At 30.8% G+C, this 23,498-nt stretch carries 25 protein-coding genes and 1 tRNA gene; 20 read left to right on the plus strand and 6 right to left on the minus strand.

What is annotated here, in order from left to right; translation table 11 throughout:
* Positions 1–12 precede the first annotated feature (12 nt).
* Positions 13–708 carry an LrgB family protein gene (locus MPF19_RS15810; protein WP_249989163.1) on the minus strand — a complete coding sequence of 232 codons (696 nt, stop codon included), beginning with the start codon at positions 706–708 and terminating at the stop codon, positions 13–15.
* Positions 705–1,070 carry a CidA/LrgA family protein gene (locus MPF19_RS15815; RefSeq protein WP_249989164.1) on the minus strand — a complete coding sequence of 122 codons (366 nt, stop codon included), beginning with the start codon at positions 1,068–1,070 and terminating at the stop codon, positions 705–707. The genes MPF19_RS15810 and MPF19_RS15815 overlap by 4 nt, the downstream gene beginning before the upstream one ends.
* A gap of 554 nt (positions 1,071–1,624) precedes the next feature.
* Here MPF19_RS15815 and MPF19_RS15820 point away from each other — a divergent pair.
* From MPF19_RS15820 to MPF19_RS15840, 5 genes are all read left to right on the plus strand, one after another.
* The gene (locus tag MPF19_RS15820; protein WP_249989166.1) at positions 1,625–2,203 is read left to right on the plus strand and encodes a Crp/Fnr family transcriptional regulator; all 579 of its coding nucleotides are present in this window, start codon (positions 1,625–1,627) and stop codon (positions 2,201–2,203) included.
* A 76-nt stretch (positions 2,204–2,279) separates the two neighbouring features.
* Positions 2,280–3,215, plus strand: a complete 936-nt coding sequence (locus tag MPF19_RS15825) for an alpha/beta fold hydrolase (protein WP_249989168.1) — start codon at positions 2,280–2,282, stop codon at positions 3,213–3,215.
* Complete coding sequence (locus MPF19_RS15830; protein WP_249989170.1) at positions 3,212–4,051, plus strand: hypothetical protein; 840 nt, start codon at positions 3,212–3,214, stop codon at positions 4,049–4,051. Before MPF19_RS15825 ends, MPF19_RS15830 begins: the two co-directional genes overlap by 4 nt.
* A gap of 3 nt (positions 4,052–4,054) precedes the next feature.
* Complete coding sequence (locus tag MPF19_RS15835) at positions 4,055–4,540, plus strand: hypothetical protein (protein ID WP_249989172.1); 486 nt, start codon at positions 4,055–4,057, stop codon at positions 4,538–4,540.
* 206 nt (positions 4,541–4,746) lie between these two features.
* Entirely contained in the window at positions 4,747–5,304 is a 558-nt protein-coding gene (locus MPF19_RS15840; RefSeq protein ID WP_249989174.1) for a peptide-methionine (S)-S-oxide reductase, read from the plus strand.
* Between the two features lie 49 nt (positions 5,305–5,353).
* Here the strand turns inward: MPF19_RS15840 and MPF19_RS15845 are convergent, their stop codons facing one another.
* A complete protein-coding gene (locus tag MPF19_RS15845; RefSeq protein WP_249989176.1) occupies positions 5,354–6,253 on the minus strand; it encodes an EamA family transporter in 900 nt (299 codons plus the stop codon).
* Between the two features lie 46 nt (positions 6,254–6,299).
* Entirely contained in the window at positions 6,300–6,614 is a 315-nt protein-coding gene (locus tag MPF19_RS15850) for a winged helix-turn-helix transcriptional regulator (protein WP_249989178.1), read from the minus strand.
* 141 nt (positions 6,615–6,755) lie between these two features.
* Between MPF19_RS15850 and MPF19_RS15855 the strand changes: the two genes are divergently transcribed.
* Positions 6,756–7,754: a YhdH/YhfP family quinone oxidoreductase gene (locus MPF19_RS15855; protein ID WP_249989180.1), complete on the plus strand. Its 999-nt coding sequence runs from the start codon at positions 6,756–6,758 to the stop codon at positions 7,752–7,754.
* 142 nt (positions 7,755–7,896) lie between these two features.
* Here MPF19_RS15855 and MPF19_RS15860 read toward each other — a convergent pair whose 3' ends face one another.
* Complete coding sequence (locus MPF19_RS15860) at positions 7,897–8,793, minus strand: hypothetical protein (RefSeq protein ID WP_249989182.1); 897 nt, start codon at positions 8,791–8,793, stop codon at positions 7,897–7,899.
* Between the two features lie 141 nt (positions 8,794–8,934).
* On the opposite strand from MPF19_RS15860, the gene MPF19_RS15865 reads away from it, so the two are divergent.
* From MPF19_RS15865 to arsB, 4 genes are all read left to right on the plus strand, one after another.
* Positions 8,935–9,267 carry an ArsR/SmtB family transcription factor gene (locus MPF19_RS15865; RefSeq protein WP_249989184.1) on the plus strand — a complete coding sequence of 111 codons (333 nt, stop codon included), beginning with the start codon at positions 8,935–8,937 and terminating at the stop codon, positions 9,265–9,267.
* A 50-nt stretch (positions 9,268–9,317) separates the two neighbouring features.
* On the plus strand, positions 9,318–9,785 hold the full coding sequence (locus MPF19_RS15870; RefSeq protein ID WP_249989186.1) for a DUF6428 family protein: 468 nt from the start codon (positions 9,318–9,320) through the stop codon (positions 9,783–9,785).
* A 211-nt stretch (positions 9,786–9,996) separates the two neighbouring features.
* Complete coding sequence (locus tag MPF19_RS15875; RefSeq protein WP_249989188.1) at positions 9,997–10,629, plus strand: arsenate-mycothiol transferase ArsC; 633 nt, start codon at positions 9,997–9,999, stop codon at positions 10,627–10,629.
* 2 nt (positions 10,630–10,631) lie between these two features.
* A complete protein-coding gene (gene arsB, locus MPF19_RS15880) occupies positions 10,632–11,678 on the plus strand; it encodes an ACR3 family arsenite efflux transporter (protein WP_249989190.1) in 1,047 nt (348 codons plus the stop codon).
* Between the two features lie 92 nt (positions 11,679–11,770).
* Here the strand turns inward: arsB and sucC are convergent, their stop codons facing one another.
* Positions 11,771–12,973, minus strand: coding sequence for an ADP-forming succinate--CoA ligase subunit beta (sucC, locus tag MPF19_RS15885; protein WP_249989192.1), 1,203 nt, complete (start codon positions 12,971–12,973; stop codon positions 11,771–11,773).
* A 234-nt stretch (positions 12,974–13,207) separates the two neighbouring features.
* On the opposite strand from sucC, the gene MPF19_RS15890 reads away from it, so the two are divergent.
* The 10 genes from MPF19_RS15890 to MPF19_RS15935 all read left to right on the plus strand — a co-directional run bounded on the left by MPF19_RS15890 (position 13,208) and on the right by MPF19_RS15935 (position 22,930).
* Positions 13,208–15,631 (plus strand): DUF5916 domain-containing protein, encoded by a 2,424-nt coding sequence (locus MPF19_RS15890; protein WP_249989201.1) that lies wholly within the window; start codon positions 13,208–13,210, stop codon positions 15,629–15,631.
* A gap of 179 nt (positions 15,632–15,810) precedes the next feature.
* Positions 15,811–16,473, plus strand: coding sequence for an ABC transporter ATP-binding protein (locus tag MPF19_RS15895; protein WP_203394608.1), 663 nt, complete (start codon positions 15,811–15,813; stop codon positions 16,471–16,473).
* 45 nt (positions 16,474–16,518) lie between these two features.
* Complete coding sequence (locus MPF19_RS15900) at positions 16,519–17,064, plus strand: CPBP family intramembrane glutamic endopeptidase (RefSeq protein WP_249989203.1); 546 nt, start codon at positions 16,519–16,521, stop codon at positions 17,062–17,064.
* Between the two features lie 2 nt (positions 17,065–17,066).
* A complete protein-coding gene (locus tag MPF19_RS15905; RefSeq protein ID WP_249989205.1) occupies positions 17,067–17,831 on the plus strand; it encodes a TIGR02757 family protein in 765 nt (254 codons plus the stop codon).
* Positions 17,832–17,950: 119 nt separating this feature from the next.
* Positions 17,951–19,900 carry a BatA domain-containing protein gene (locus MPF19_RS15910; protein ID WP_249989207.1) on the plus strand — a complete coding sequence of 650 codons (1,950 nt, stop codon included), beginning with the start codon at positions 17,951–17,953 and terminating at the stop codon, positions 19,898–19,900.
* The gene (locus MPF19_RS15915) at positions 19,897–21,153 is read left to right on the plus strand and encodes a dihydroorotase (protein WP_249989209.1); all 1,257 of its coding nucleotides are present in this window, start codon (positions 19,897–19,899) and stop codon (positions 21,151–21,153) included. The genes MPF19_RS15910 and MPF19_RS15915 overlap by 4 nt, the downstream gene beginning before the upstream one ends.
* 2 nt (positions 21,154–21,155) lie before the next feature.
* Positions 21,156–21,479 carry a DUF4870 domain-containing protein gene (locus tag MPF19_RS15920; RefSeq protein WP_249989211.1) on the plus strand — a complete coding sequence of 108 codons (324 nt, stop codon included), beginning with the start codon at positions 21,156–21,158 and terminating at the stop codon, positions 21,477–21,479.
* 23 nt (positions 21,480–21,502) lie between these two features.
* Positions 21,503–22,144, plus strand: coding sequence for an alpha/beta hydrolase (locus tag MPF19_RS15925; protein ID WP_249989213.1), 642 nt, complete (start codon positions 21,503–21,505; stop codon positions 22,142–22,144).
* 200 nt (positions 22,145–22,344) lie between these two features.
* Entirely contained in the window at positions 22,345–22,791 is a 447-nt protein-coding gene (locus MPF19_RS15930; protein WP_249989215.1) for a GNAT family N-acetyltransferase, read from the plus strand.
* A 66-nt stretch (positions 22,792–22,857) separates the two neighbouring features.
* Positions 22,858–22,930: transfer RNA gene (locus tag MPF19_RS15935), tRNA-Gly, on the plus strand.
* The last annotated feature ends 568 nt before the right edge of the window (positions 22,931–23,498 follow it).

The following is a 23,498-nucleotide window of genomic DNA, read 5'->3' on the forward strand; positions in this document are numbered from 1 at the left end:
ACAGCAACTTTCTTATATAATGCCAAGTAACGCTAGAATAATGGGAGTAAATATGGCAGTAAACAATCCGTTTAAAATAAGCCCCATACTTGAATATGCTCCAAATCGTTGACTTATAGCCATCGCCTGAGCCGTTCCAAGCCCATGACTTGCGGTGCCCATTGAAAGACTTTTAGACATTGGATTACTTACTTTAAATAGTTGTAAAATTTTAAAACCTGCTACCGAACCAAAAATTCCTACCATAACAACCATTGATGCAGTAAGAGATGGAATCCCTCCTATTGACTGGGAAATATCAATAGCAAGCGGAGTCGTAACAGACTTAGGTGCTATCGAAATTATTACATCATTTGAAGCTCCTAACCACTTAGCAATAAGAACTCCCGAAATGATACCTACAATAGAACCTACTAATTGTGAAATAAAAATAGGGATCACTTGTTTTTTAATTTTACTTAATTGAAGATATAGAGGTACTCCTAATGCTACAATAGAAGGTTTTAGAAAAAACTCAATAAACTTACCTGCCTCATGGTAAGTCTCATAAGAAATACCAGCTAATTTTAAAATGCCTATTACAGCAATTATTGTTATTAATATAGGATTTAGTAGAACTGAGTTGATTTTATTTTGAAGATATTTTGTCAACCAATAAATACCTACAGTTATGGTTAATAACATATAAGGTTCTGAAATCAGTTTCATTTTTTATCTTTTGTTAGTTTCTTCAACCTTATTTTTCTCAACACTTGATGTGTAAAACTAGTGCTTAGTAAAACTAAAACAGTACTCCCCAGAATTGCTGCTAGTATTGGTACTAATTCTTTTGAAATTAAATCTAAATAACACATAATAGCTACGCCAGGTGGTATAAAAAAGAAGACCATGTTATCTAAAAGAAAATCAGCAACCTCCTGTATCCATTTAAGTTTAATGATTTTAAAATGAAGTCCTGCTGTTAATAACAACATCCCTATGATACTTGAGGGGATTTTAATTCCAGTGAAATAAACGATGATCTCACCTAGAGCAAGACACATGAGTATTATGAATAATTGTCTAATCATACTATTATTTTTCTACTACAAAAGTAGTGTTCTATCAAAAGATAGAGCTGATAATTCTCATGAAACAACAATATTATTTTCTGTAATATTTAATTAAAAAAGAAAGATTCATTAATAGAATTTAAGGATTAAGAAAATACTAACGGCATTAAAATAAAATTGACACCAAACTAATAATAATCCAATTTTATCATTTGTATTAAATCAACAACTTATTGAAGAAAAACCAAACAACCATCCCTCAAAATTAAACTTCAAAAAACTGAAGCATTTTTTTCACCATAGAATCCCCTATAAGAAACCTTCTGTTATATGTCATTAAAAATACATGCATACTAGTCACAAAAAATTAAAGTTTATCATAATTCCAAAACTATTACTTTTATTATATAAAACTAGCCCGTTTCTGTTTGAAAAAAAAAGTATTCTAACTCTTGAATTTTAACTTCTAAAAACTAACTTAGCTAACTTTGAATATAAAACATTGAAACATTGCGTATTCATATTATCATTAGGCACAAGGCGAAAAAAAATCGGAGAATAAAATATATAAAATGCAAAATCAATTAGTAAATCACTTAAGCAAGTTTGGAAAATTATCAGAAAAGGATAGTGACCTAATAGCTAATAATACAACTTTAGTGAATTTTAAAGCAGGAGAGATTTTTGTTGAAGCTGGTAAAAATGTAAATAAAGTTGGTTTTGTAGTGTCTGGTGTTTTTCGTTATTTTTTTTATGATAAAGAAGGCAACGAAATAACCTCTTTCTTTATGTCTGAAAACGATTTTGTAACCAATGTTAATAGTTTTTATGAATACACCCCAAGCTCAGGAACTATTATTGCCGAAACAGACTGCAGTGTAATTTTAATTTCAAGAGAAAATTGGGAATTGTTTTCAAAAGAAATTCCTAATTGGAATTCTATTTTACAAACAATAACCAACAAGACTTTATTATCAAAAACCAATTTCCAACGGAAATTAATAAGTCAGGATGCTACTTCTTCTTATCTCGATTTTTTAAAACAATATCCAACCATTACCCAAAGAGTTTCATTGATACACGTTGCTTCTTTTCTAGGCATTACAAAATTTTCTTTAAGTAGAATTCGTAAAAAAATAACGTTAGAATAGTATTTGTTGCCAATTGGCAATTTAAACCGAATTTATAGTTCCGATATTTGTATCATAATAATAGACAAAATAAAATATGAAAAAAATATTGAAAATAATTGGAGGTATTGTTGCCTTACTAGTTCTTACTGTAGGAATTATCTATTTCTTTTTTCCGAAAAAATTAGTAGATTTCACTAATTCTCAAAATGCAAGTGCTGCTAATTTAAAATTAAAAACTACTGAAGTTAATGGGTATCAAACACATTATTACACCAATGAAAATAGCGTAGCAAAAGACACCTTGGTATTGTTACACGGTTTGGGAGATGACAAAAACAGTTTTGTGCAGTCTGCTAAATTTTTAAGTGCTACTTATTATTTAATTCTTCCTGACCTTTTGGCTTCTGGAGAAAACAACAAAAAAGAAAATTTAGATTTAAGTATTAATGGACAAGTAGAATTTTTACATCAGTTTCTAAATCAAATAGGTGTAAAAACATTCAATTTAGCAGGAAATTCAATGGGTGGTCATGTTTCGGTTGCTTATACAATTGCGTATCCAAAAGAAGTAAAATCTTTAATTCTAATAAATGCACCTGGTTTAAAATTAGATAATCATGTAGTATACACAGGATTTGGCGAAGTTTTGAAAAATGAAGAAGACTTGAACAATGTTTTTTCTCGTGTATTTTACAAAGTTCCAGAAATGCCAAGTCCTTTTAAAAAAATGTTTATCACCCAAATAAATGAAAGTCGCGATTACTTAAACAACACAATTATTCCACAAATAAAAAACGGAAAATATTTCGATTTAAAAGAGCAAATAAACCAAATAAACAGTCCAACCCTTATTCTTTGGGGAAAACACGATAAGGTGGTAAAATTTAATGTAGCTGAACGTTTTAAAAGAGACATTCCAACATCAGAAATAAAAATTATAGAAAACGCATCGCATTCACCACAATTAGAAGTGCCTAATGAAGTAGCAATAAGTATAGATACATTTATTCAAAAATCTAAAAAGAAATGAAAAGGCTAACTACTAAAGACCAACATTTAGCTAAAGTTCAATTATACAGATGGTATCAATTGTATGAAAGAGAAATGACTACAGAAAGAGTAAATAATCAATTAGATATTTTAACAGATGATATTTATATGAAAACTTCGGCTGGAGAAATGAACGGAAAGCAAAATTACCCGGAAAGACTTACCGCTTACAAAGGTTGGCAAAACGCACATCATGTAGAAAGTGTGAAAGTTTCATCTTTAGTAAAAGACGTATTAATGTTGGAAGCAGACATTCGATATCAAAATATTCAGCCAAATGGCGAAAAGAAAAGTTACGCGATTCAGTACCATACAAAATTAACTAAAAGTAAAGAGTTGTTGCCTAAATTTTCTTCCATAGAAATTGCGCCAACAGGTGAAACAAACGAAACTTTTAAAGACGCATATCCAGAAAATAGAACAAAGTCTTTAATGTATTATTGGTTGGCTTCTATGGAAAGTTTAGATGGTAACGTAGCTCATTTTGTAGAAATGCTTGCAGATGATTTTACGCTAAATTTCTCAACAAGTAGTGAAATTAAATCGATTAAAGATTTAGAGACTTGGTTGAATGGCGCACCTTTGCAGCTCAAAGAAAGCAGCCATTATCCTGAAAATTTTTCGATTAAAACTATTATGGAAAACGAATATGAAGTTACTGTAGAGTTTGATTGGAAAGGCATTACAAAAGATAACAAACAGGTAAAAGCAAGAACAAAACACATTTGGTATGTAGTTAACAATCCGAACGAACGCTTTGCTAGAATTTTAAAAGCTGATGTTTCTCAAATAAAACCTTTAGAAATAATTAATTAAAAAATGAATAAATTGGACGTAATTTTAGCGTATTTATCAAGTGAAAGATCACTTTTTTTATCTGCAGGAATAATAGGTAGTGTTTCTTTGGTTGTTGGTTTACTTTTTTTAATGTTCTCAAATTACAAAAGTTTTGCGATTACAATGATTGTTCTTGGCATACTAGAAATGGCAGTAATGCTTCCAACTTATATTAAATATCAACAAAAAATAGACCTTAAAATTTCTACGTATGAAAGTGGAATTCCTGCATTCACAAAAGCGGAAATTATAAATACTGAAAAAGCTTTAAAATCTTTCTTTAGATTAAAATTATTCTACGGAATTTTAATAGTCTTACTTATCTTGACTATGTCTTTTTTAAGTTCAAAATCATTACTTTTTGGTATTTTTACGGCATTAATTATACACTTAGCATTTGCAATTACTATTGATAATTTTGGAGAAAAATATACTAATAAATATCTTACAGAACTACTTAAAAATTGAAATAGCAATAAAGTTTATTAAATATGAATTTTAAGCCAAAATAAAAACTTTCTGAACAAAAAAAACGCTACACCTAACACAACTAAAAACAGACACACTAACCACTTCACAAAGTTTTTACAGACTTTCTCAGGTAGTTTTTATTTATTAACTTTAGTGCTTCACTATGCAATTAATGATAAACAACAACGTCAGCAGCAATTAAAATGACAAAAAAAGAATCTTTAACTGAACAAACAGCATCAGAAGAAACGATATACATTGCAGGCGGCTGCCTTTGGGGAGTACAAGAATTTTTAAAGTACATACCTGGTGTACTTGAAACTGAAGCCGGAAGAGCTAATGGTATTACCAAATCTACTAAAACAGCCTATGATGGTTTTGCAGAATGTGTTAAAACAGTTTTTGATCCTAAGGTTATTTCTGTTGAAGATTTAATTCATCACTTATTAGAAATTATTGATCCTTATAGTATCAACCAACAAGGAAATGATATCGGAGAGAAATATCGCACAGGGATTTACAGTGATAATCAAAGTCACTTGTTACAGGCAAAAAAATGTATTCAAAAAGTAGAAGAAAAACTAAACCATAAAAATAAATCCATAAAAAAAATAGTTCTTGAAGTGCTTCCTTTAACAAATTTTATCCCGAGTGATGAAGAACATCAAGATAGATTAACTTTGCTTCCGAATGACCATTCTTATTGCCACATTCCTTTAGAGGTACTGCATAAGTATAAAAAAACAGCAACTAATAGTTAGCTAGAGTTCGTCAATACTGTAATTTAAACGAAGTATAGAAAAGAGAACCTTAATCAGCCTTTATACTTTTAATTAATAAGGATTTAGAGCGATTTCTTTTATTGAGGTATTCATTAAGCGCAAGAGAAGCGAAAATAAGACTTCCACCAATTAAAATCTTTTGAATATCTGCCTCTTTATTCCAAATAACAAGATTGACAATTAAACCTATTGGAACTAATGCATTATTCATAATTGCTAACGAGCCTGCATTTACCATGACAACACCTTTGTTCCAAAAAAAATAACCTACACCAGAAGCCACAGCTCCTAAATATATTAGTATTCCCCACTGAACGAATGTAGTTGGCAACTTTTCTGTTGAACCAAAAATGAAAAAAGCAATAAGCGCTACTATAAACGCACCAATAAAAAACAATCCAAAAATAGTATGCTTTGGGGTACTTTCTAATTCAGACGTAGCTTTTAATAAATGCTTGTAAGCAACTTGACCAACAGCAAAGCAAAGATTAGCTCCCTGCGTAATCATAAAACCTAAAAACACATTTTCGTTAATACTTGAGTATTGAATATAAGCTGCTCCTAAAACAGCAATTAAAGCAGTAAGTAAATGTCTTTTATGAAACCGCTTACTTAAAATATCATTTAATAAAGTAATGTAAATTGGTGTCAGCACACTAAAAAGTAATACTTCTGGCACCGTAAGAAATTGAAACGATTGAAAGTAAAAACAATACATTAACCCTAATTGCACCGATCCAATTGCGATAAGTTTTAAAATTGTGTCTACTTTAATTTTCTTCAGCTTTAAAAAAGGTAAAAATAACATTGTAGCGATACCAATACGCATCAATACAGAAAACCATGCATCTACATACCCAGAAAGATATACACCAATTAAGCTAAACGAAAAAGCCCAAATCATAGTAACGCCAAATAAATACTTCATAAATAAATCCTAGTTAAATAATAAATTAATCAGACATCTCTTAAAGCTACTCAATACTTTTTTCAAATAGCATTCCTACTTTATACATTCCTTTTAAAACAGGGCGAATATCGATTCCTAATTGTGTTAAACTATACTCTACCCTAGGAGGAACTTCCGGAAAAACCGTTCTAATAATTAAACCATCATTTTCTAACTCTTTCAGTTGTTTAGACATCATGCGTTCGCTAATATCCGGCATAAGCCGAACCAATTCACTATACCTTTTATCACCTTGAAAAAGATGCAAAATAATGGTACCTTTCCTTTTTCCTTTAATGGTATTTATAAAAGTATCTATAGGGCAATAACTTTTTTTCATTTTTTTTTTAGGCTTATACGCTATATAAACAGACAAAACAGCACAAAATGTTCGTTAGCGTACAATTTGTAAGTTCTTGTTTATCAGTTTAATTTAAACGAACTTTGATGTAAAAATAAGAATAATACACAAAAGAACAATATGGATAATCAATCGAATTACAAAGCTTTTAGAGTAGAAGAAAAAGATGGAAACTTTATTTCTTCCGTTAAAGAAATTGCCTTTACACCATTAGAACAAGGAGAAGTCTTAATAAAAGTACAATACAGTTCTTTAAACTATAAAGACGCTTTGTCTAGCATTGGAAATAAAGGCGTAACAAGAAACTATCCGCACACCCCAGGAATTGATGCTGCCGGAACAGTAGTTTCTTCAGAATCTACTAAATTTAAAGAATCGGACAATGTTATTGTCACTAGTTACGATTTAGGAATGAATACAGACGGAGGCTTTGCGGAATACGTTAAAGTCCCTGAAGATTGGGTTGTAAAGTTACCCGAAAATCTTTCTATGAAGGAAGCAATGACTATTGGAACTGCAGGATTAACCGCAGGTATGTCTGTATTAAAATTAACTGCATTGGTAAAACCAGCAGATGGCGCTATTGTTGTTTCTGGAGCTACAGGTGGCGTTGGATCTACAAGTATTGCTATCTTAAAAAAACTAGGTTACAAAACAATTGCCATTACAGGAAAAGAGTCTGAAATTGACTTTTTAAAGAAACTTGGTGCAGATGAAATTATGATGCGAAAAGATGTTGAAGACATGGCTAAAAGACCTCTTTTAAAACCTCTTTTTGCTGGAGGAATTGATACTGTTGGAGGCGTGATTCTTGAAAATATTATTAAAGCAACAGCGCCAATGGGTGTGATAACTTGTTGCGGAAATGTAGCTTCTCCAAAACTAGATTTAACTGTATTTCCTTTTATTTTAAGAGGAATTACATTGATAGGTATTGATTCTCAGAATTACCCAATGACATACAGAGAACAAGTTTGGAACAAACTAGCTAATGATTGGAAAAATGACGGTTTAACCGAGGCTTCTGCAGAAATTTCTTTGGATGAATTAAGTGATAAAATAGATTTAATGTTGCAAGGAAAACTGAAAGGAAGAACCTTAGTTAATTTAGATTTGTAAATGATATAAAGTTCCCCCAATGCAAAATTTAGAATAGGTTATTTACTTTAATACTATAACCTTTATATTTTGTAGAACTTAGAATGCCTCTTAAATGTGAGGCATTCTAAGTTTATTAAAATAATACACGAAAGACATATTGTTAATTTAAAACATATCGATCCCAAAATTTAGAATTGCTATCAGCCTTTGCTCCTAAATTAAAAATCCACCAATTTTCTACGCAATCAGAATAATCGACACCGTCATTATGAATGTAAGACCATTCATGCGGAAATCCATCAGGAAACATTTTTGTAATAATCGCATCCGCCTCTACCCATAATTTTCTTGCTTTTTTGTTAGGTGATGTTTTTGCTAACTTTATCCATTTAGCTTCTTTAGCTCTATACGCTGGAGTTTTATAAGGGCCTCGATTTCCCCATGCTTCTTCTTTATCAGCGTTTCCGTCATCCAAAGCAAAATAAGTCGCTTTCTCTTTTACATACTGTAAATCCAAAGCTTCTGTATGATCTTCATTCCATTTGCTATGCTGCACCACAATTACATTCGCCTTTACAATTTCTTCAGAAACCGTTTTAAGCACTTCAGCAATCCAATCTGCCGTAATATTTGATTGTCCTGCTTCTTGTACCCAAACTTTACCTCCTTTATTTAAAACTGTAATCGCTTTTTTGGTTATCTTTTTTACAGAACCCTCCCAGTCTGTATGTGCATTTGTCCATTTTCTACCAAATACCATCTTAAATAATTTATCTGAAGGAATAAATTTTCCTTTCTGAATGCCTACCGCCCCTGCAACGGCATAATATTTAACGCCTTTAAAATCTTTATGCAACAACAAACTACCTAAAGCTGCTTGCGCATGAATGTCATCTGGATCTGGTTTGCTATCAAACTGAGCAATCAAAAGGTCTTTATTTTTATCAAAAAACGGACGTTCAGTTGCTGAAATAAAATTATAAAAAAGGACAAACGTGATACATAATACGGCTTTTAATTTCATAATACTTTTAAAATAATTGTTAATTGTTTTCATAAAGATACTATGAACACCTTAATAAACCAAATTCTACAACCAAACAATTCACTATAAAAATTTCTTTTATAAACGTTCTAAAATAATTTTGGTGAAACAATCATTAATCGTAATATTGCAATGAATAAATAAAGATAAAATATGGGACTAGCAAAAACCGAAATGTTTACCGACCAACAAAATGAAATTGCCTTGTTTGCAAAAGTTTTTGGGCACCCAGCAAGAGTAACTATTTTACAACATTTGTTTAAAATTGATTCTTGTGTTTGTGGAGATTTAGTCAACGAAATCGGATTGGCGCAACCAACAATTTCTCAACATTTAAAAGAATTAAAACATTTAGGGTTGATAAAAGGAAACGTAGAAGGAACTCGCGTTTGCTACTGTATTCACAAAGAAAACTGGACTGCAATGAAAACAGTAATGTCAGAGTTTTTAGATCAAGATGTATCTCAAAAAACAGATTGCTGTTAAAAAAATTTACAAATATTAATCGCAAAATTGCAATAAACAAATATAACAATATGAAACTATCAGAAGTAAAAGTAGCTTTAAAAGCTTTAAAAACAATTGGTTTTCAATTACCAAACGGAGAATTAGTACCAAATCATTTTCATGTTACAGAAGTTGGTAAAATTACCAAAAATTTTATTGATTGCGGCGGAACCGTTAGAAACGAAGAAGTAGTAAACTTTCAACTTTGGAATGCAGATGATTATGACCACAGATTGCATCCAGAAAAATTATTAAACATTATAGAACTTTCTGAAAAGGTTTTAGGCATCGGAAATTTAGAAATTGAAGTGGAATACCAAGCAGAAACCATCGGTAAATTCGGATTAGATTTTGATGGAACAAACTTCTTATTAACGTCTAAACAAACAGATTGTTTGGCTAAAGACAATTGCGGAATTCCAGAAGAAAAACCAAAATTACAATTTTCAGACATACCAGTTGCAAACACTTGTACACCTGGAGGCGGTTGTTGCTAAAATAGAACCTGAGGTTCTATTAATTATAATACTCAAAAAAATCTGCGAACATCTGCGCAATCTGCGGGAAATAACCCCGCAAATTTCAAAGATTTAAGCAGAATAAAAACAACAATTTATTATTTATTAGTGTAGAAAAAACCATCTAACTAATTGATTTAAATCTCCGAAGTGTTTTACAGTACAAACAACAAAAATCAACTTAAAAAAAATGATCACAACACAAACTACCCTATTTTCAGAAATTGAAAAGGTAATTAAAGGTTTAAACTTTGCCTCGATTACAGAAGAACGTAAAACTGTTTTACAACCGTTAGCAGATTTTATTCAAGATAAGGTTTCTAATCAGCAAGAAATTAGAATCAACTTTATTTGTACCCACAATTCTAGAAGAAGCCATTTATCACAAGTTTGGGCACAAGCAATGGCTAGCTATTTTAATGTTAAAAATGTATTTTGTTATTCTGGAGGAACAGAAGCTACTGCTCTTTTCCCGATGGCTGCAGAAACGTTGAAAAATCAAGGTTTTCAGATTAAAACAATTGCTGAGGGTAAAAACCCTATTTATAGTATAAAATACGGAGAGAATGCACATCCTATAATTGGATTTTCTAAAAAATTAGATGACGATTTTAATCCGAAATCTGAGTTTGCAGCAATTATGACATGCTCTCAAGCAGATGGCGGTTGTCCGTTTATTGCTGGTGCAGAAAAACGCATTCCAATTACTTTTGAAGACCCAAAAGCATTTGACAATACACCTCAACAAGCAGAAAAATACCAAGAAAGAAGTTTGCAAATTGCAACGGAATTATTTTACGTTTTTTCACAAGTAAATTTATAAAAATGGCTTCAAAAAAATTAAGTTTTCTAGATAGTTATTTAACTTTATGGATATTTGTTGCCATGGCAATTGGAGTGAGTTTAGGGTATTTTATTCCTACTTTTCCAAACATTATAAATTCATTTAGTAGTGGAACCACCAATATTCCTATTGCCATTGGATTGATATTAATGATGTACCCGCCTTTAGCGAAAGTAAACTACGCACTTTTACCTAAGGTTTTTAAAAACACCAAAATCTTATCCATTTCACTAATTTTAAACTGGATCATTGGTCCTGTTTTAATGTTCATATTGGCAATTACATTTCTACGTGACTATCCAGAATACATGGTCGGACTTATTTTAATTGGTTTGGCGCGTTGTATTGCCATGGTGTTGGTTTGGAATGATTTGGCAGAAGGAAGTGCTGAATACGGAGCAGGATTAGTCGCTTTAAACAGCATATTTCAAGTTTTTGCATACAGTTTTTATGCGTGGCTATTTATCACCGTGCTTCCACCCTATTTTGGTTTTGAAGGTGCAATTGTAGATATTTCAGTTACAACCATTGCAGAGAGTGTGGCTATTTACTTAGGAGTTCCGTTTGTTCTGGGCATTTTAAGTCGACTTATTTTAGTAAAATTAAAAGGAGAAGATTGGTACACCAACAAATTTATTCCAACTATTTCTCCATTAACATTAATTGCATTGTTATTTACCATTGTAGTCATGTTTTCTTTAAAAGGAGAATTAATTGTAGAAATACCAATGGATGTTTTAATTATAGCCGTTCCATTATTAGTCTACTTTACCTTAATGTTTATCATTGGGTTTTTCTTTACAAAAGCTACCGGAGCAGAATATGATAAAACGGCAGCCGTTGCTTTTACTGCAGCAGGTAATAATTTTGAATTAGCAATAGCAGTTGCCATTGCCGTTTTCGGTTTAAACTCCGGACAAGCTTTTGCAGGAGTTATTGGGCCATTAGTAGAAGTACCTGCTTTAATATTATTAGTACGTGTTTCTTTTTGGTTGCGAAAAAAATACTATTTAAAAGCAGAAGGATAGCCAAATAATAAAATCAATTGATTCAAATAAAAATACATTCATAAAAAAAACGCCTCATTTTCATGAGGCGTTTTCAATATATGTAAAACTTCTTACTTAGAAGCTTCTAAAACTTCAGCAACTTTATCTGCAGCTTCTTGAAATTCTGTAGCAGAAATAATTTCCATTCCAGAATTGTCAATTAATTCTTTTGCTTCTTTAGCATTTGTTCCTTGTAAACGACAAATAATAGGTACATTAATTTTGTCTCCCATACTTTTATAAGCATCTACAACACCTTGTGCAACTCTATCACAACGTACAATACCTCCAAAAATATTTACTAAAATAGCTTTTACATTTGGGTCTTTTAAAATAATACCAAAAGCAGTTTCTACTCTAGCTGCATCTGCAGTACCACCAACGTCTAAAAAGTTAGCTGGCTCTCCTCCAGATTCTTTAATTAAATCCATAGTTCCCATTGCCAAACCAGCACCGTTTACCATACAACCAACGTTTCCATCTAAATCTACATAGTTTAAACCAGCAGCTTTTGCTTCCACTTCAATTGGATTTTCTTCACGTAAATCACGCATTGCTGCATAATCTCTATGTCTATATAATGCATTTTCATCTAAAGAAACTTTAGCATCAACTGCCATAATTTTAGAATCAGATGTTTTTAAAACCGGGTTAATTTCAAACATAGAAGAATCTGAACCTATGTAAGCTTTATATAAATTAGTAACAAATTTTGTCATTTCTTTAAAAGCAACACCAGATAAGCCTAAGTTAAAAGCAACTTTACGTGCTTGAAAAGGCATAATTCCTAATAAAGGATCTATTTCTTCTGTAAAGATTAAATGCGGAGTTTCTTCTGCAACAGTTTCAATATCCATTCCACCTTCTGTAGAATACATAATCATATTTTTACCAGTTGCTCTGTTTAATAAAACAGACATATAGTATTCATCTGGCTCAGAATCTCCAGGATAATATACATCCTCACAAATTAAAACTTGGTTTACTTTTTTACCTTCCGCAGAAGTTTGTGGCGTAATTAGCATCATTCCAATAATGTCATTGGCAATACTTTCTACCTCTGCTAAGTTTTTAGCCAACTTAACTCCTCCTCCTTTTCCACGCCCACCTGCATGAACTTGCGCTTTAATTACGTGCCATCCTGTACCAGTTTCTGCAGTTAATTGTTTTGCTGCATCTACAGCCTCTTTATGGTTGCTTGCAACAATTCCACGTTGAATTCTAACGCCAAAACTGCTCAAAATTTCTTTTCCTTGATATTCGTGTAAGTTCATTTGTAAAAATTTTATTATCGATTCAAAAATACAAATTCAATTATAAAAAGATGCATAGTTTTCATTAAAAAAAATTATCAATGCTATTTTGCCTTAATTTCATAAAAAAATAAAATTAAAAGTGTAACAATCTAAATTATGAAGCGTCTTTTAAATAGTTAAAACCCACTTTGATTTTCTCATTAAAAAATAGAATCAGTTTGTAATCTTAACACATAATCAACCAAAAATTATATGTTTAAAAAAACCATTTTATTGCTAATTGTCGTGTTGTCAATATTTCAACTATCCGCACAACAAAAAGAAAATCGTAAAACTATAAAAACCACAAGAGTAACAAATGCGCCTAAAATAGACGCCCTATTAAATGATGAAGCATGGAAAAACACTGAAACATTAACAGACTTTGTCATTTTAAGACCAGACAATGGCACACTTGTTCCAGAAGAATATCAATCTATTGTAAAAGTTATTTATGATGATGATGCCATTTACATTTCGGCACAAATGAATGATCCTGACCCAGAAGGAATTCCGAAAGAGTTTTCCACAAGAGATAATTTTAGTATTGCAGACTTCTTTTTGGTAACTATAAACCCTAATGATGATGGACAAAACCCTTTTGAATTTCTTGTTCAAGTTACCGGAAATCAAGGAGATGCTAAAGTGTCTAATGGCAATGAAGACTTTAACTGGAGTGCGGTTTGGGAAAGCGCCGCAAAAATTAATGAGAAAGGTTGGGCAGTAGAAATGAAAATCCCTTACCGAGCAATTCGATTTGCAAACAGACCTGTACAGTCTTGGGGATTTAATTTCCACCGAAGGTTAGAAAAACTAAACGCACAACATACTTGGACTCATATTGATAATTCAGTTGGAAGGTGGACGCAATACGACGGTTTAATTGAAAATTTTAGAGACATTAAACCACCTACAAGGTTAAATTTATATCCTTATGCCTCTGCAACAACTAATACTTTTGAAGGACATACAAAGTATGATTGGAGCATGGGAATGGATATTAAATATGGTTTGACAGACAATTTTACACTAGATGCTACTTTAATTCCAGATTTTAGTCAGGTTGGTTTTGACAATGTGGAATTAAATTTAGGTCCGTTTGAGCAGCAATTTACAGAACAAAGACAATTCTTTACAGAAGGAACAGAATTATTTAACAAAGCAAATCTTTTTTATTCTAGAAGAATTGGTAGTTCTCCTATAGATCAATTTGATGTAGAAAGCACTTTATCTGCCGATGAAGAGATTACAAATTATCCTGGTAAAGTAACGATGTTAAACGCTGTTAAAATTTCAGGAAGAACCAAAGGCGGATTGGGTATTGGCTTTTTTAACGCCATTACAGAAAAAACAGCAGCAACCATTAAAAATAATACTACCGGAAATACAAGAAAAGAAGTGATAGCACCATTTACCAACTATAACATTTTGGTGCTAGATCAACAATTTAATCAGAACTCTACCATAACTTTAATCAACACAAATGTTACAAGAGATGGCAAGTTTAGAGATGCCAATGTAACCGCTTTAGATTGGCATATAGAAACCAAAGACAGTAAATACAATGCCGACGGCTCTGTTAAAATGAGTAACATTTCTGATGATATTAACAACCCCAATACCGGCTATACTTTTGATAATAGCTTTGGATATAATTTGGGGCATTGGAATTGGGAATTAGGCTATAGTTTTGAAAACAAAGATTTTAATCCGAATGATCTAGGAATCCTTTTTAGTAATAATCAACAAGATATTTATGGTAACGCAGGTTGGGAAACTTTACAGCCTACCAAAAATTACAATTGGGTGAATTATAATTTTTACAACCAAGCTAATTTTCAACATTTCTCTGGCGTATACACAGGTTATAATGCAGGTTTTGGTGCAAGTGCCCAAACTAGAAAACGATTTACTTTTGGAGGTAATTTAAATTACAATTCAAAAGAAAAAGATTTCTTTGAACCTAGACAAGGTACCACAAGTGGTATTTATTTTTTACAACCAGAAAGTAGAAATATAAACGGATGGATTTCTACCAATTCACAAAAGAAATTAGAATTAAATGCAGATGCCTATTATACTGCCTATCGCAAAAACCCCAAATTAGGTTATGGTTTTAGTGTTGCTCCTCGTTATCGTTTTACCAATCAATTTTCTTTACAATATGAACTAGAGTATAACAAAACAAATAACGACCAAGGTTTTGTAGATGAAGAGGGAACAACTATAATTTTCGGCATGAGAGATCGTAAAAGCTACACCAATACCATTGCTGGTAAATATAGTTTTAGTACAAATTCTTCTTTATCTCTAAGTTTTAGACATTACTGGGGCTCTGTAGATTATAATGGATATCACAACTTAAACTCAAAAGGAAATTTAGACCCAAACACAACATACACCGGAGATAATGTAAACTTTAATAGCTGGAATTTAGATTTAAATTATATATGGCAATTTGCACCTGGGAGTCAATTAATTGCATTTTATAGAAATTCTATTTTTAATGAAGACACCAACTCTAATTTAAATTTCAGGGAAAATATAGATAATTTATTCAATCAATCTCAAAGACATACTTTTTCTATAAGACTTGTTTATTTTATTGATTATAATAAATTGAAAAACATATTTTAGCTACACCCTGCATCTCCTGCAAGGTTTTTCTAACCTTGTAGGTTTTTTTTACTCACTTTCTATACTTACGAGAGCTTTTTAAAACCTTGCAAGACAAACAAATTAATTAGCTTCAATTTAAATTAAGATTTATATTTTTCTGATTTCTTTTTTATACATTCGTTACAAAGTTTTTAAGTATGATAATTGGTAAAAACATTCACAAATATTATGGGGATGTAGAAGTTTTAAAAGGAGTAGATTTGCACATAAAAAAAGGAGAAATCGTTGCCATTGTTGGTCCTTCGGGAGCAGGAAAAACAACTTTGCTTCAAATTTTAGGCACTTTAGACAAACCTCAAAAAGAAAAAAACTACGAATTAAAACTAAACAGTGTTTCACTTAAAAACTTGGCAGATAAAGAACTCTCTGCTTTTAGAAACAAACACATTGGCTTTATTTTTCAATTTCATCAATTGTTACCAGAATTTACGGCTTTAGAAAATGTTTGTATTCCTGCGTTTATCGCTAAGAAAACAAAACAAGAAACGGAGACAAGAGCGAAGGAAATACTTGAATTTTTAGGTTTATCACACAGAATAAGCCACAAACCGAATGAACTTTCTGGAGGAGAACAACAAAGAGTTGCTGTTGCAAGAGCATTAATTAACAACCCTTCCGTTATTTTAGCTGATGAACCTAGTGGAAATTTAGATAGCGAATCTGCTAAAAACTTACACGAACTTTTTTTTAAATTACGTGATGAATTTGGACAAACCTTTGTAATTATTACTCATAATGAAGAGTTGGCAAATATGGCAGATAGAAAACTAACAATGATTGATGGTAAAATTATAGAATAACTTAACATTTATAAGTTTTATGCTACTTATGAATAAAGCTAACTGATGAAAGAAACATTTAATAATGTAATTACCTATATAAAAAATCCGGTTCCAGGAGCTGATACGAATAAGGATTCTGGGTATCGTATTAAAATTTTCTTTCACCTATTTATCATTAGTATCGCAACCAGCATTATAATAACTCCTTTATTCAGTTTAATTCAAGAGCTACAACTTGTAGATTTTGAAACTCATAAAATAGAAGAAATGTTTAAAGACATGTCTTTTATTCAAGTTTTATTATTGAGTTCTGTCGTTGCTCCTATTATAGAAGAAACACTATTTAGAGCTCCAATTACTATTTTTATAAAACCAAATTCATTTAAATATGCCTTCTATATTTTTACACTAATTTTTGGTTTTATACATATTAGCAATTTTAAAATTACCACAAACGTACTATTACTCTCCCCTCTTTTAATCCTACCTCAATTACTCGTTGGTGGTTATTTTGGCTATATTCGAGTTAAATTTGGGCTATTATGGTCTATTTTATTACATGGAAGCTATAATGGTTTTTTATTTTTAATGAGTTTTTTATTTGAATAAGTATGAAAAAATCTGAATTAAAAGAATTTTTAGACGAGAAGGTAGTTCTATATAACAACCCCAATTTTATTGAATCTGACCCAATTCAGATCCCTCATTTATTCACAAAAAAAGAAGATATTGAAATTGCAGGTTTTTTAACGGCAACTATTTCTTGGGGAAATAGAACGATGATTATCCGAAATGCAATTAAAATGATGGATCTTTTTGATAACGCTCCTTTTGATTTTGTGATGAATCATCAAGAAACTGATCTAAAATCTCTTGAAGGATTTGTACACAGAACTTTTAATGCAATCGATTTACAACAATTTATAACGTCTTTAAGACACATTTACACACATCACCAAGGACTAGAACATGTTTTATTGGTAGCTAAAAAACAGACCGATTACAAGAATGCAATTCACCATCTAAAACAAGTGTTTTTTGAAGTTCCACATCAAATAAGAACGCATAAACACATCTCTGATCCATTAAAAAATTCAGCGGCAAAAAGAATAAATATGTTCTTAAGATGGATGGTTAGAAACGATAATTCTGGTGTAGATTTTGGAATTTGGCACACACACAAACCAGCAAATTTATCGTGTCCGTTAGATGTCCATTCCGGAAATGTTGCACGTAAATTAAAACTACTTTTAAGAAAACAAAACGATTGGAAAGCACTTTCTGAATTAGATACAAACTTGCGAAAACTAGATCCAAATGATCCGGTAAAATATGATTTTGCATTGTTCGGTTTAGGTGTTTTTGAAAAATTCTAGAAGCCTTTTAATTTCATGTTTCAACTTTTCGAAGCACAATCTTTAAGAAAAATTCTGTGTAACAAATCTTAACTAAATCGTATAATTTTTCTTATTTTTGAAACTCATAGAAATACTAAATGCAATTTAAAAACCCAGCTGTTTTATACTTTTTAGCACTACTAATTATTCCGATTATAGTGCATCTTTTTCAACTACAAAAATTTGTAAAAGTTCCTTTTACAAACGTTGCATTTTTACAAAAAATAGTACAGCAAACACGTAAAAGTTCTCGTATAAAAAAGTGGCTCATATTAGCTACAAGAATGCTTCTTTTTTCAGCGATAATATTAGCTTTCTCTCAACCTTATTTAAGTGATAAAACATCCAACCAAAAACAACATAATTTTATCTATTTAGACAATTCTTTAAGCACAAATACAAAAGGAGAAAAAGGAAATTTACTACAAGTTGCTGCACAAGAACTTATAGAAAACGTATCAGAAAAAGACGAATATTCGCTACAGACAAATTCAGGTTTTTACGAGAATATTACCAAGGCAGAATTAAAAAAAGTCTTGTTACAAATTAAAGAAACTCCAAATAAAGTAGATCTTTCTACGATTTTACTTAAATTTACCTCACAAAAAAATGATAAAATCAAAAGTTCAAATAAGATAATACTAATATCTGATTTTCAGAATATTTACAAAAACGAGTTTACAAATGTAACACCCCCTTTTTCTGCTATAAAACTAGAACCTTCTATTAAAAATAACATTTCTATAGATAGTGTTTTTATCAGCAACATAAATACTACAAACTTTACGCTAAATGTACTTGTAAAGAACCAAGGCAAAGCAAAAGAAAATATTCCTATTGCAATTTACAACAATGCAAAACTGATTAGTAAGCTCTCCTCCTCTTTAAAAAAAGACGCTTTAAAAACAATACAATTTAAAATTCAGAATCAGGCTTCATTTAACGGAAAAATTGAACTCACCATTAGCGATACTTTCGCCTTTGATAACGTGTTTTATTTCACCTTAAAAAACGATCAAAAAATCAAAGTTTTATCCATAGGAAATAAGGCAGATTTTCTTACTAAAATTTACACCGAAAATGAATTTAATTTCACACAATCCACTGCCCAAAACACCAACTACAACTCCATCTTAAAACAACAATTAATTGTACTAAATGAAATAGAAAATATCTCTGAAATTTTATCAAAAAAAATTATAGAATTTTCTAAAAACGGAGGAAGCCTTGTGATCATCCCAAATGAAAACATGAATATCAACTCTTACAATTATTTGCTTCAAAATTTAAACATTGGAAAAATTCAACCTAAAAAAACAGATACTTTAAAGATTACAAATATCAATTATAAACACCCTCTTTTTAAAAATGTTTTTTCAAAAAAAGTAACTAATTTTCAATACCCAACCATACAAAGTTACTTCCCTATTTTATCTAAAAAGGCAAGTACAATTGTTTCATTTGAAAACGGCACTTCCTTTATTTCTCAAATTAAAAACAAAGAAAATAACACCTATTGGATTGCAAGTTCTTTAGACAGAAAAAATAGTAATTTCATAAACTCTCCTTTAATTGTTCCCGTGTTTTATAACTTCGGAAAGTTCAGTTTTAAACTCCCCAAATTATTCTACAGAATTGCTTCTAAAAATAATATTGACATAGAAACATCTATCGAAAAAGACAAGGTTTTAAGAATTACGAATTCAGAAAATTCTTTTATTCCTTTGCAACAGAAATTTCAAAACAAAGTAAGCATCACTACTAAAGAGCAACCTTTAAAAGCTGGTTTTTACAATGTACTAAAAGACACAGATACCATTCAAAAATTAGGCTACAATTATGCTAAAGAAGAAAGTTTATTAAACTTTATGGATTTAGATGAACTAAAAAAAATTAATAAAGGAATCACCGTTTCTACTTCAATTGCTAGTGTTTTTAAAGAAATCAACAAAAAAAATGAAGTTCATTGGCTTTGGAAATGGTTTTTATCGTTGGCAATTGTATCTTTGCTTTTAGAAATTTTGATTTTAAAATTCTATAAACCATGACCACGCTTTTAAAATCGGCAACGATTATAGACTCTTCAAGCCCATATCATCATCAACAAAAAGACATTTTAATTACCAACGGAATTATTGTTAAAATTGAAAACTCCATAGAAATAGAAAACGATTATCAAGTGGTAGCACTAGATAATTTACACGTTTCTTGTGGTTGGTTTGACACAAGTGTTTCTTTTGGAGAACCTGGTTTTGAAGAAAGAGAAAATATTAAAAACGGATTAAATGTTGCCGCGAAAAGCGGTTTTACGGCGGTTGCAGTAAATGCAAACTCAAACCCAGTAATAGACAATAAATCTGCCGTTGAATTTTTAATACATAAAGCAAACGGATTCGCCACCAACCTATACCCTATTGCTGCACTAACACAAAACAGCAAAGGTATTGACATGGCAGAATTATATGACATGCAACAATCTGGTGCTATTGCTTTTGCTGATTACAATAAACCAATTGCCAATGATAATTTAATGAAAATTGCACTTTTGTATGCTCAGAATTTTGATGGATTGGTTTTCAGTTTCCCTAAAAACAACTCCATTGCCGGAGAAGGAATTGCAAACGAAGGCATTAACAGCACTAAATTAGGATTAAAAGGAATTCCTGCTTTGGCAGAACACATACAAATTGCAAGAGATTTATATTTATTAGAATATACAGGCGGAAAATTACATATCCCAACCATTTCTACAACAAAATCTGTTGAGCTAATTAAAGAAGCAAAAAAGAAAGGATTGCAAGTTACCTGTAGTGTTTCTGTGCATCATTTAACTTTGTCTGACGATGAATTACAAGGTTTTGACAGCAACTATAAGGTAAACCCTCCTTTAAGAACAAAAGCAGACATTAAAGGCTTGCTAAAAGGAATTAAATCTGGCGTTATAGATGTTATTACATCTGACCATAACCCAATTGATATAGAACACAAAAAACTAGAGTTTAGTGAAGCAAAAGACGGAACCATTGGTTTAGAAAGTGCTTTTGGAGCCATCAATTCGGTTTTAAATCTAGAAGATTTTATAGACAATATTACCAGTAAACCAAAAGCTATTTTTGGTTTAGAAAACCATTCTATTCAAGAAAACAATAAAGCAGAAATCTCTTTATTTAATCCAGAACTTAATTACACTTTTACAAAAGAGGATATTTTATCAATATCAAAAAACAGTGCTTTTTTAAACAAGAAACTAAAAGGAAAAGCATATGGAATCTATGCTAACAATCAATTAATACTAAAATAATTATGGAAAATCAAACAGTAAACGAAGGAAAAACAATCGCAATTATCAGTTACATTACATTTATTGGAACTATTGTTGCTTATTTTATGAACAATACTAAAAAAAACACATTTGCTAGTTTTCATATTAGACAAATGATTGGCTTAGCTCTTTTAGGTTTAATAAATCAATACGCAATTACCGCAATAAACGGCACCATAGGTCTAATCATTGCTGTAGCACTTTTTGTTCTTTGGATAATTGGTATTATTGGAGCTTTTAAAGGTGAAGAAAAGGCAGTTCCTGTTATTGGAGATCAATTTCAAGAATGGTTTAAAAACGTTTAATCACAACAAAAAACAAAGCTTAAATGAGCGATTTAGAGTACTTGGTAAGACAGCCAAAAAAAGCAACTAAAAACCCGCCTTTATTAATTTTACTGCATGGTTACGGTAGTAATGAGCAAGATTTATTTTCTTTTGCAGAAGAATTGCCAGATGATTTTTTAATTATTAGCGCACAAGCACCAAATACCCTAGGTTTTGGAAGTTATGCTTGGTATGCCATTAATTTTGATGATATAAACGGTAAGTTTTCAGATTTAAAACAAGCCAAAGAATCTATAGATAAAATAGCTATTTTTATTGATGAAATAAAAGCAAAATTTAATACAGACCCGAATAAAACTTTTTTGTTAGGTTTTAGTCAAGGTTCCATATTAAGTTATTCTTTAAGTTTTTTCCACCCAAATAAAGTACAGCATGTAATTGCTTTAAGTGGTTATATTAATACAGAATTATTACCAGAATCTATTTCTAAAGAAATTAAAACAGATTACTACTGTTCTCATGGTTCGGTAGACCAAGTTCTACCTGTAGAATGGGCCAGAAAAACAAAGCCTTTTTTAGATAATCTAGGATTACAAAATGTTTATTCTGAATACCCAGTTGGTCATGGAGTTGCGCCACAAAATTTTCATAGTTTTAAAAAATGGATTGAAGAACGGTTATAGATTGTTTTAGAACATAAAAAAAACCATATAGAATCTAGTAAAAACAAAGAACAAAGCTTGATATTTATATTATAAAAATCTCAAACAAATGTTTGAGATTTTTTTATTCACAAACAACTCAAATTTAAGATTAGACAACAATATATTATATTCCTAAATTTGTAATACAAAAAAAGTACACCTATTTTAAATTATAAGGTATGAATACATTAATAAAAGTAATTGAAGCAGAAGAAATTTTGACTATAATTCCACTTTTAACAAAATTAAACTCAAAAACTCCTTTAGAATTATTAAAAGAAAGAGTTTTAGAAATATCTAAAAACACAAATTACGAATGTGTTGGGATATATATTGATGAAAAATTAGTGGGAATATCAGGACTCTGGTACTCCACAAGACACTATATTGGTAAATCTGTAGAGCCCGATCATGTAATTATTAATGAATCTATAAGAGGACAAGGGCTTGGTAAACAATTTTTTAGATGGATAGACAATCATGTTAAAAGTAAAGGTTGCGAAGCTATTGAATTAAACACCTATGCAAGTAATCCTAAATCTCATAAATTCTACTATAATGAAGGTTATAATATCTATGGCTTTCATTTTTTAAAGGTATTGAGAGAGGATAAAAAGTTTTATTAATTTTTTTTTAAAAAAAGGTTGCAGATATTAAAAAACGTATTATATTTGCAACCGCTTACCAATAATGCGAAAGTAGCTCAGTTGGTAGAGCGTCAGCCTTCCAAGCTGAATGTCGCCGGTTCGAACCCGGTCTTTCGCTCAAAAGTCGTCTAAAAATATTTAGGCGACTTTTTTATTTTACATAAGTTTTAAAACCATACTAAGAAAGGATCAAGTCAAAAAGTTGTGGGATTTAGAAATTAGGCATAAATATTTGAGAGTCTAAAAAAGCAAAAAACACATAGCCCTACCTCTTCTAAATTATACTCCAAAAGATTCCTCAGAAACACTTGTACTTCCAACTCTAATAATAGAACAGACATAAACCTAACAAGACTATTAAATCTCTTAATTAAGCTCACCATACCTTCTCATCACTCTTGCACGATCCTCAAAAAGAATAAATCCTATTAAAAGACAGATTAAGCCCAAAAGTTGTGATATTATAGAATTACGCATAACTACTTGTCAGTATAAAAAGGAAAGTTTCTATACCCCTAACCCCTCTAAATTCCGTTCTAAAAGATTCCACAGATGCGTTTGTACTACTAATGACTAAATTAATTGAATATATCATATAACGTAAAGACATGGTTCAAACAATACTATTAAAGCTCTTCAATTTAATTTATCTTAAATGCATATCACATTTACACGATTCTCAAAAA

The sequence above is a fragment of the Polaribacter sp. Z014 genome (genome assembly GCF_023555435.1).
In the GTDB taxonomy this organism is placed as follows: domain Bacteria; phylum Bacteroidota; class Bacteroidia; order Flavobacteriales; family Flavobacteriaceae; genus Polaribacter.

Coding starts and splice junctions, on each gene's coding strand:
- MPF19_RS15810 (WP_249989163.1), bottom strand. CDS start 708: ATGAAACTGATTTCAGAACCTTATATGTTATTAACCATAACTGTAGGT.
- MPF19_RS15815 (WP_249989164.1), bottom strand. CDS start 1,070: ATGATTAGACAATTATTCATAATACTCATGTGTCTTGCTCTAGGTGAG.
- MPF19_RS15820 (WP_249989166.1), top strand. CDS start 1,625: ATGCAAAATCAATTAGTAAATCACTTAAGCAAGTTTGGAAAATTATCA.
- MPF19_RS15825 (WP_249989168.1), top strand. CDS start 2,280: ATGAAAAAAATATTGAAAATAATTGGAGGTATTGTTGCCTTACTAGTT.
- MPF19_RS15830 (WP_249989170.1), top strand. CDS start 3,212: ATGAAAAGGCTAACTACTAAAGACCAACATTTAGCTAAAGTTCAATTA.
- MPF19_RS15835 (WP_249989172.1), top strand. CDS start 4,055: ATGAATAAATTGGACGTAATTTTAGCGTATTTATCAAGTGAAAGATCA.
- MPF19_RS15840 (WP_249989174.1), top strand. CDS start 4,747: ATGACAAAAAAAGAATCTTTAACTGAACAAACAGCATCAGAAGAAACG.
- MPF19_RS15845 (WP_249989176.1), bottom strand. CDS start 6,253: ATGAAGTATTTATTTGGCGTTACTATGATTTGGGCTTTTTCGTTTAGC.
- MPF19_RS15850 (WP_249989178.1), bottom strand. CDS start 6,614: ATGAAAAAAAGTTATTGCCCTATAGATACTTTTATAAATACCATTAAA.
- MPF19_RS15855 (WP_249989180.1), top strand. CDS start 6,756: ATGGATAATCAATCGAATTACAAAGCTTTTAGAGTAGAAGAAAAAGAT.
- MPF19_RS15860 (WP_249989182.1), bottom strand. CDS start 8,793: ATGAAAACAATTAACAATTATTTTAAAAGTATTATGAAATTAAAAGCC.
- MPF19_RS15865 (WP_249989184.1), top strand. CDS start 8,935: ATGGGACTAGCAAAAACCGAAATGTTTACCGACCAACAAAATGAAATT.
- MPF19_RS15870 (WP_249989186.1), top strand. CDS start 9,318: ATGAAACTATCAGAAGTAAAAGTAGCTTTAAAAGCTTTAAAAACAATT.
- MPF19_RS15875 (WP_249989188.1), top strand. CDS start 9,997: ATGATCACAACACAAACTACCCTATTTTCAGAAATTGAAAAGGTAATT.
- arsB (WP_249989190.1), top strand. CDS start 10,632: ATGGCTTCAAAAAAATTAAGTTTTCTAGATAGTTATTTAACTTTATGG.
- sucC (WP_249989192.1), bottom strand. CDS start 12,973: ATGAACTTACACGAATATCAAGGAAAAGAAATTTTGAGCAGTTTTGGC.
- MPF19_RS15890 (WP_249989201.1), top strand. CDS start 13,208: ATGTTTAAAAAAACCATTTTATTGCTAATTGTCGTGTTGTCAATATTT.
- MPF19_RS15895 (WP_203394608.1), top strand. CDS start 15,811: ATGATAATTGGTAAAAACATTCACAAATATTATGGGGATGTAGAAGTT.
- MPF19_RS15900 (WP_249989203.1), top strand. CDS start 16,519: ATGAAAGAAACATTTAATAATGTAATTACCTATATAAAAAATCCGGTT.
- MPF19_RS15905 (WP_249989205.1), top strand. CDS start 17,067: ATGAAAAAATCTGAATTAAAAGAATTTTTAGACGAGAAGGTAGTTCTA.
- MPF19_RS15910 (WP_249989207.1), top strand. CDS start 17,951: ATGCAATTTAAAAACCCAGCTGTTTTATACTTTTTAGCACTACTAATT.
- MPF19_RS15915 (WP_249989209.1), top strand. CDS start 19,897: ATGACCACGCTTTTAAAATCGGCAACGATTATAGACTCTTCAAGCCCA.
- MPF19_RS15920 (WP_249989211.1), top strand. CDS start 21,156: ATGGAAAATCAAACAGTAAACGAAGGAAAAACAATCGCAATTATCAGT.
- MPF19_RS15925 (WP_249989213.1), top strand. CDS start 21,503: ATGAGCGATTTAGAGTACTTGGTAAGACAGCCAAAAAAAGCAACTAAA.
- MPF19_RS15930 (WP_249989215.1), top strand. CDS start 22,345: ATGAATACATTAATAAAAGTAATTGAAGCAGAAGAAATTTTGACTATA.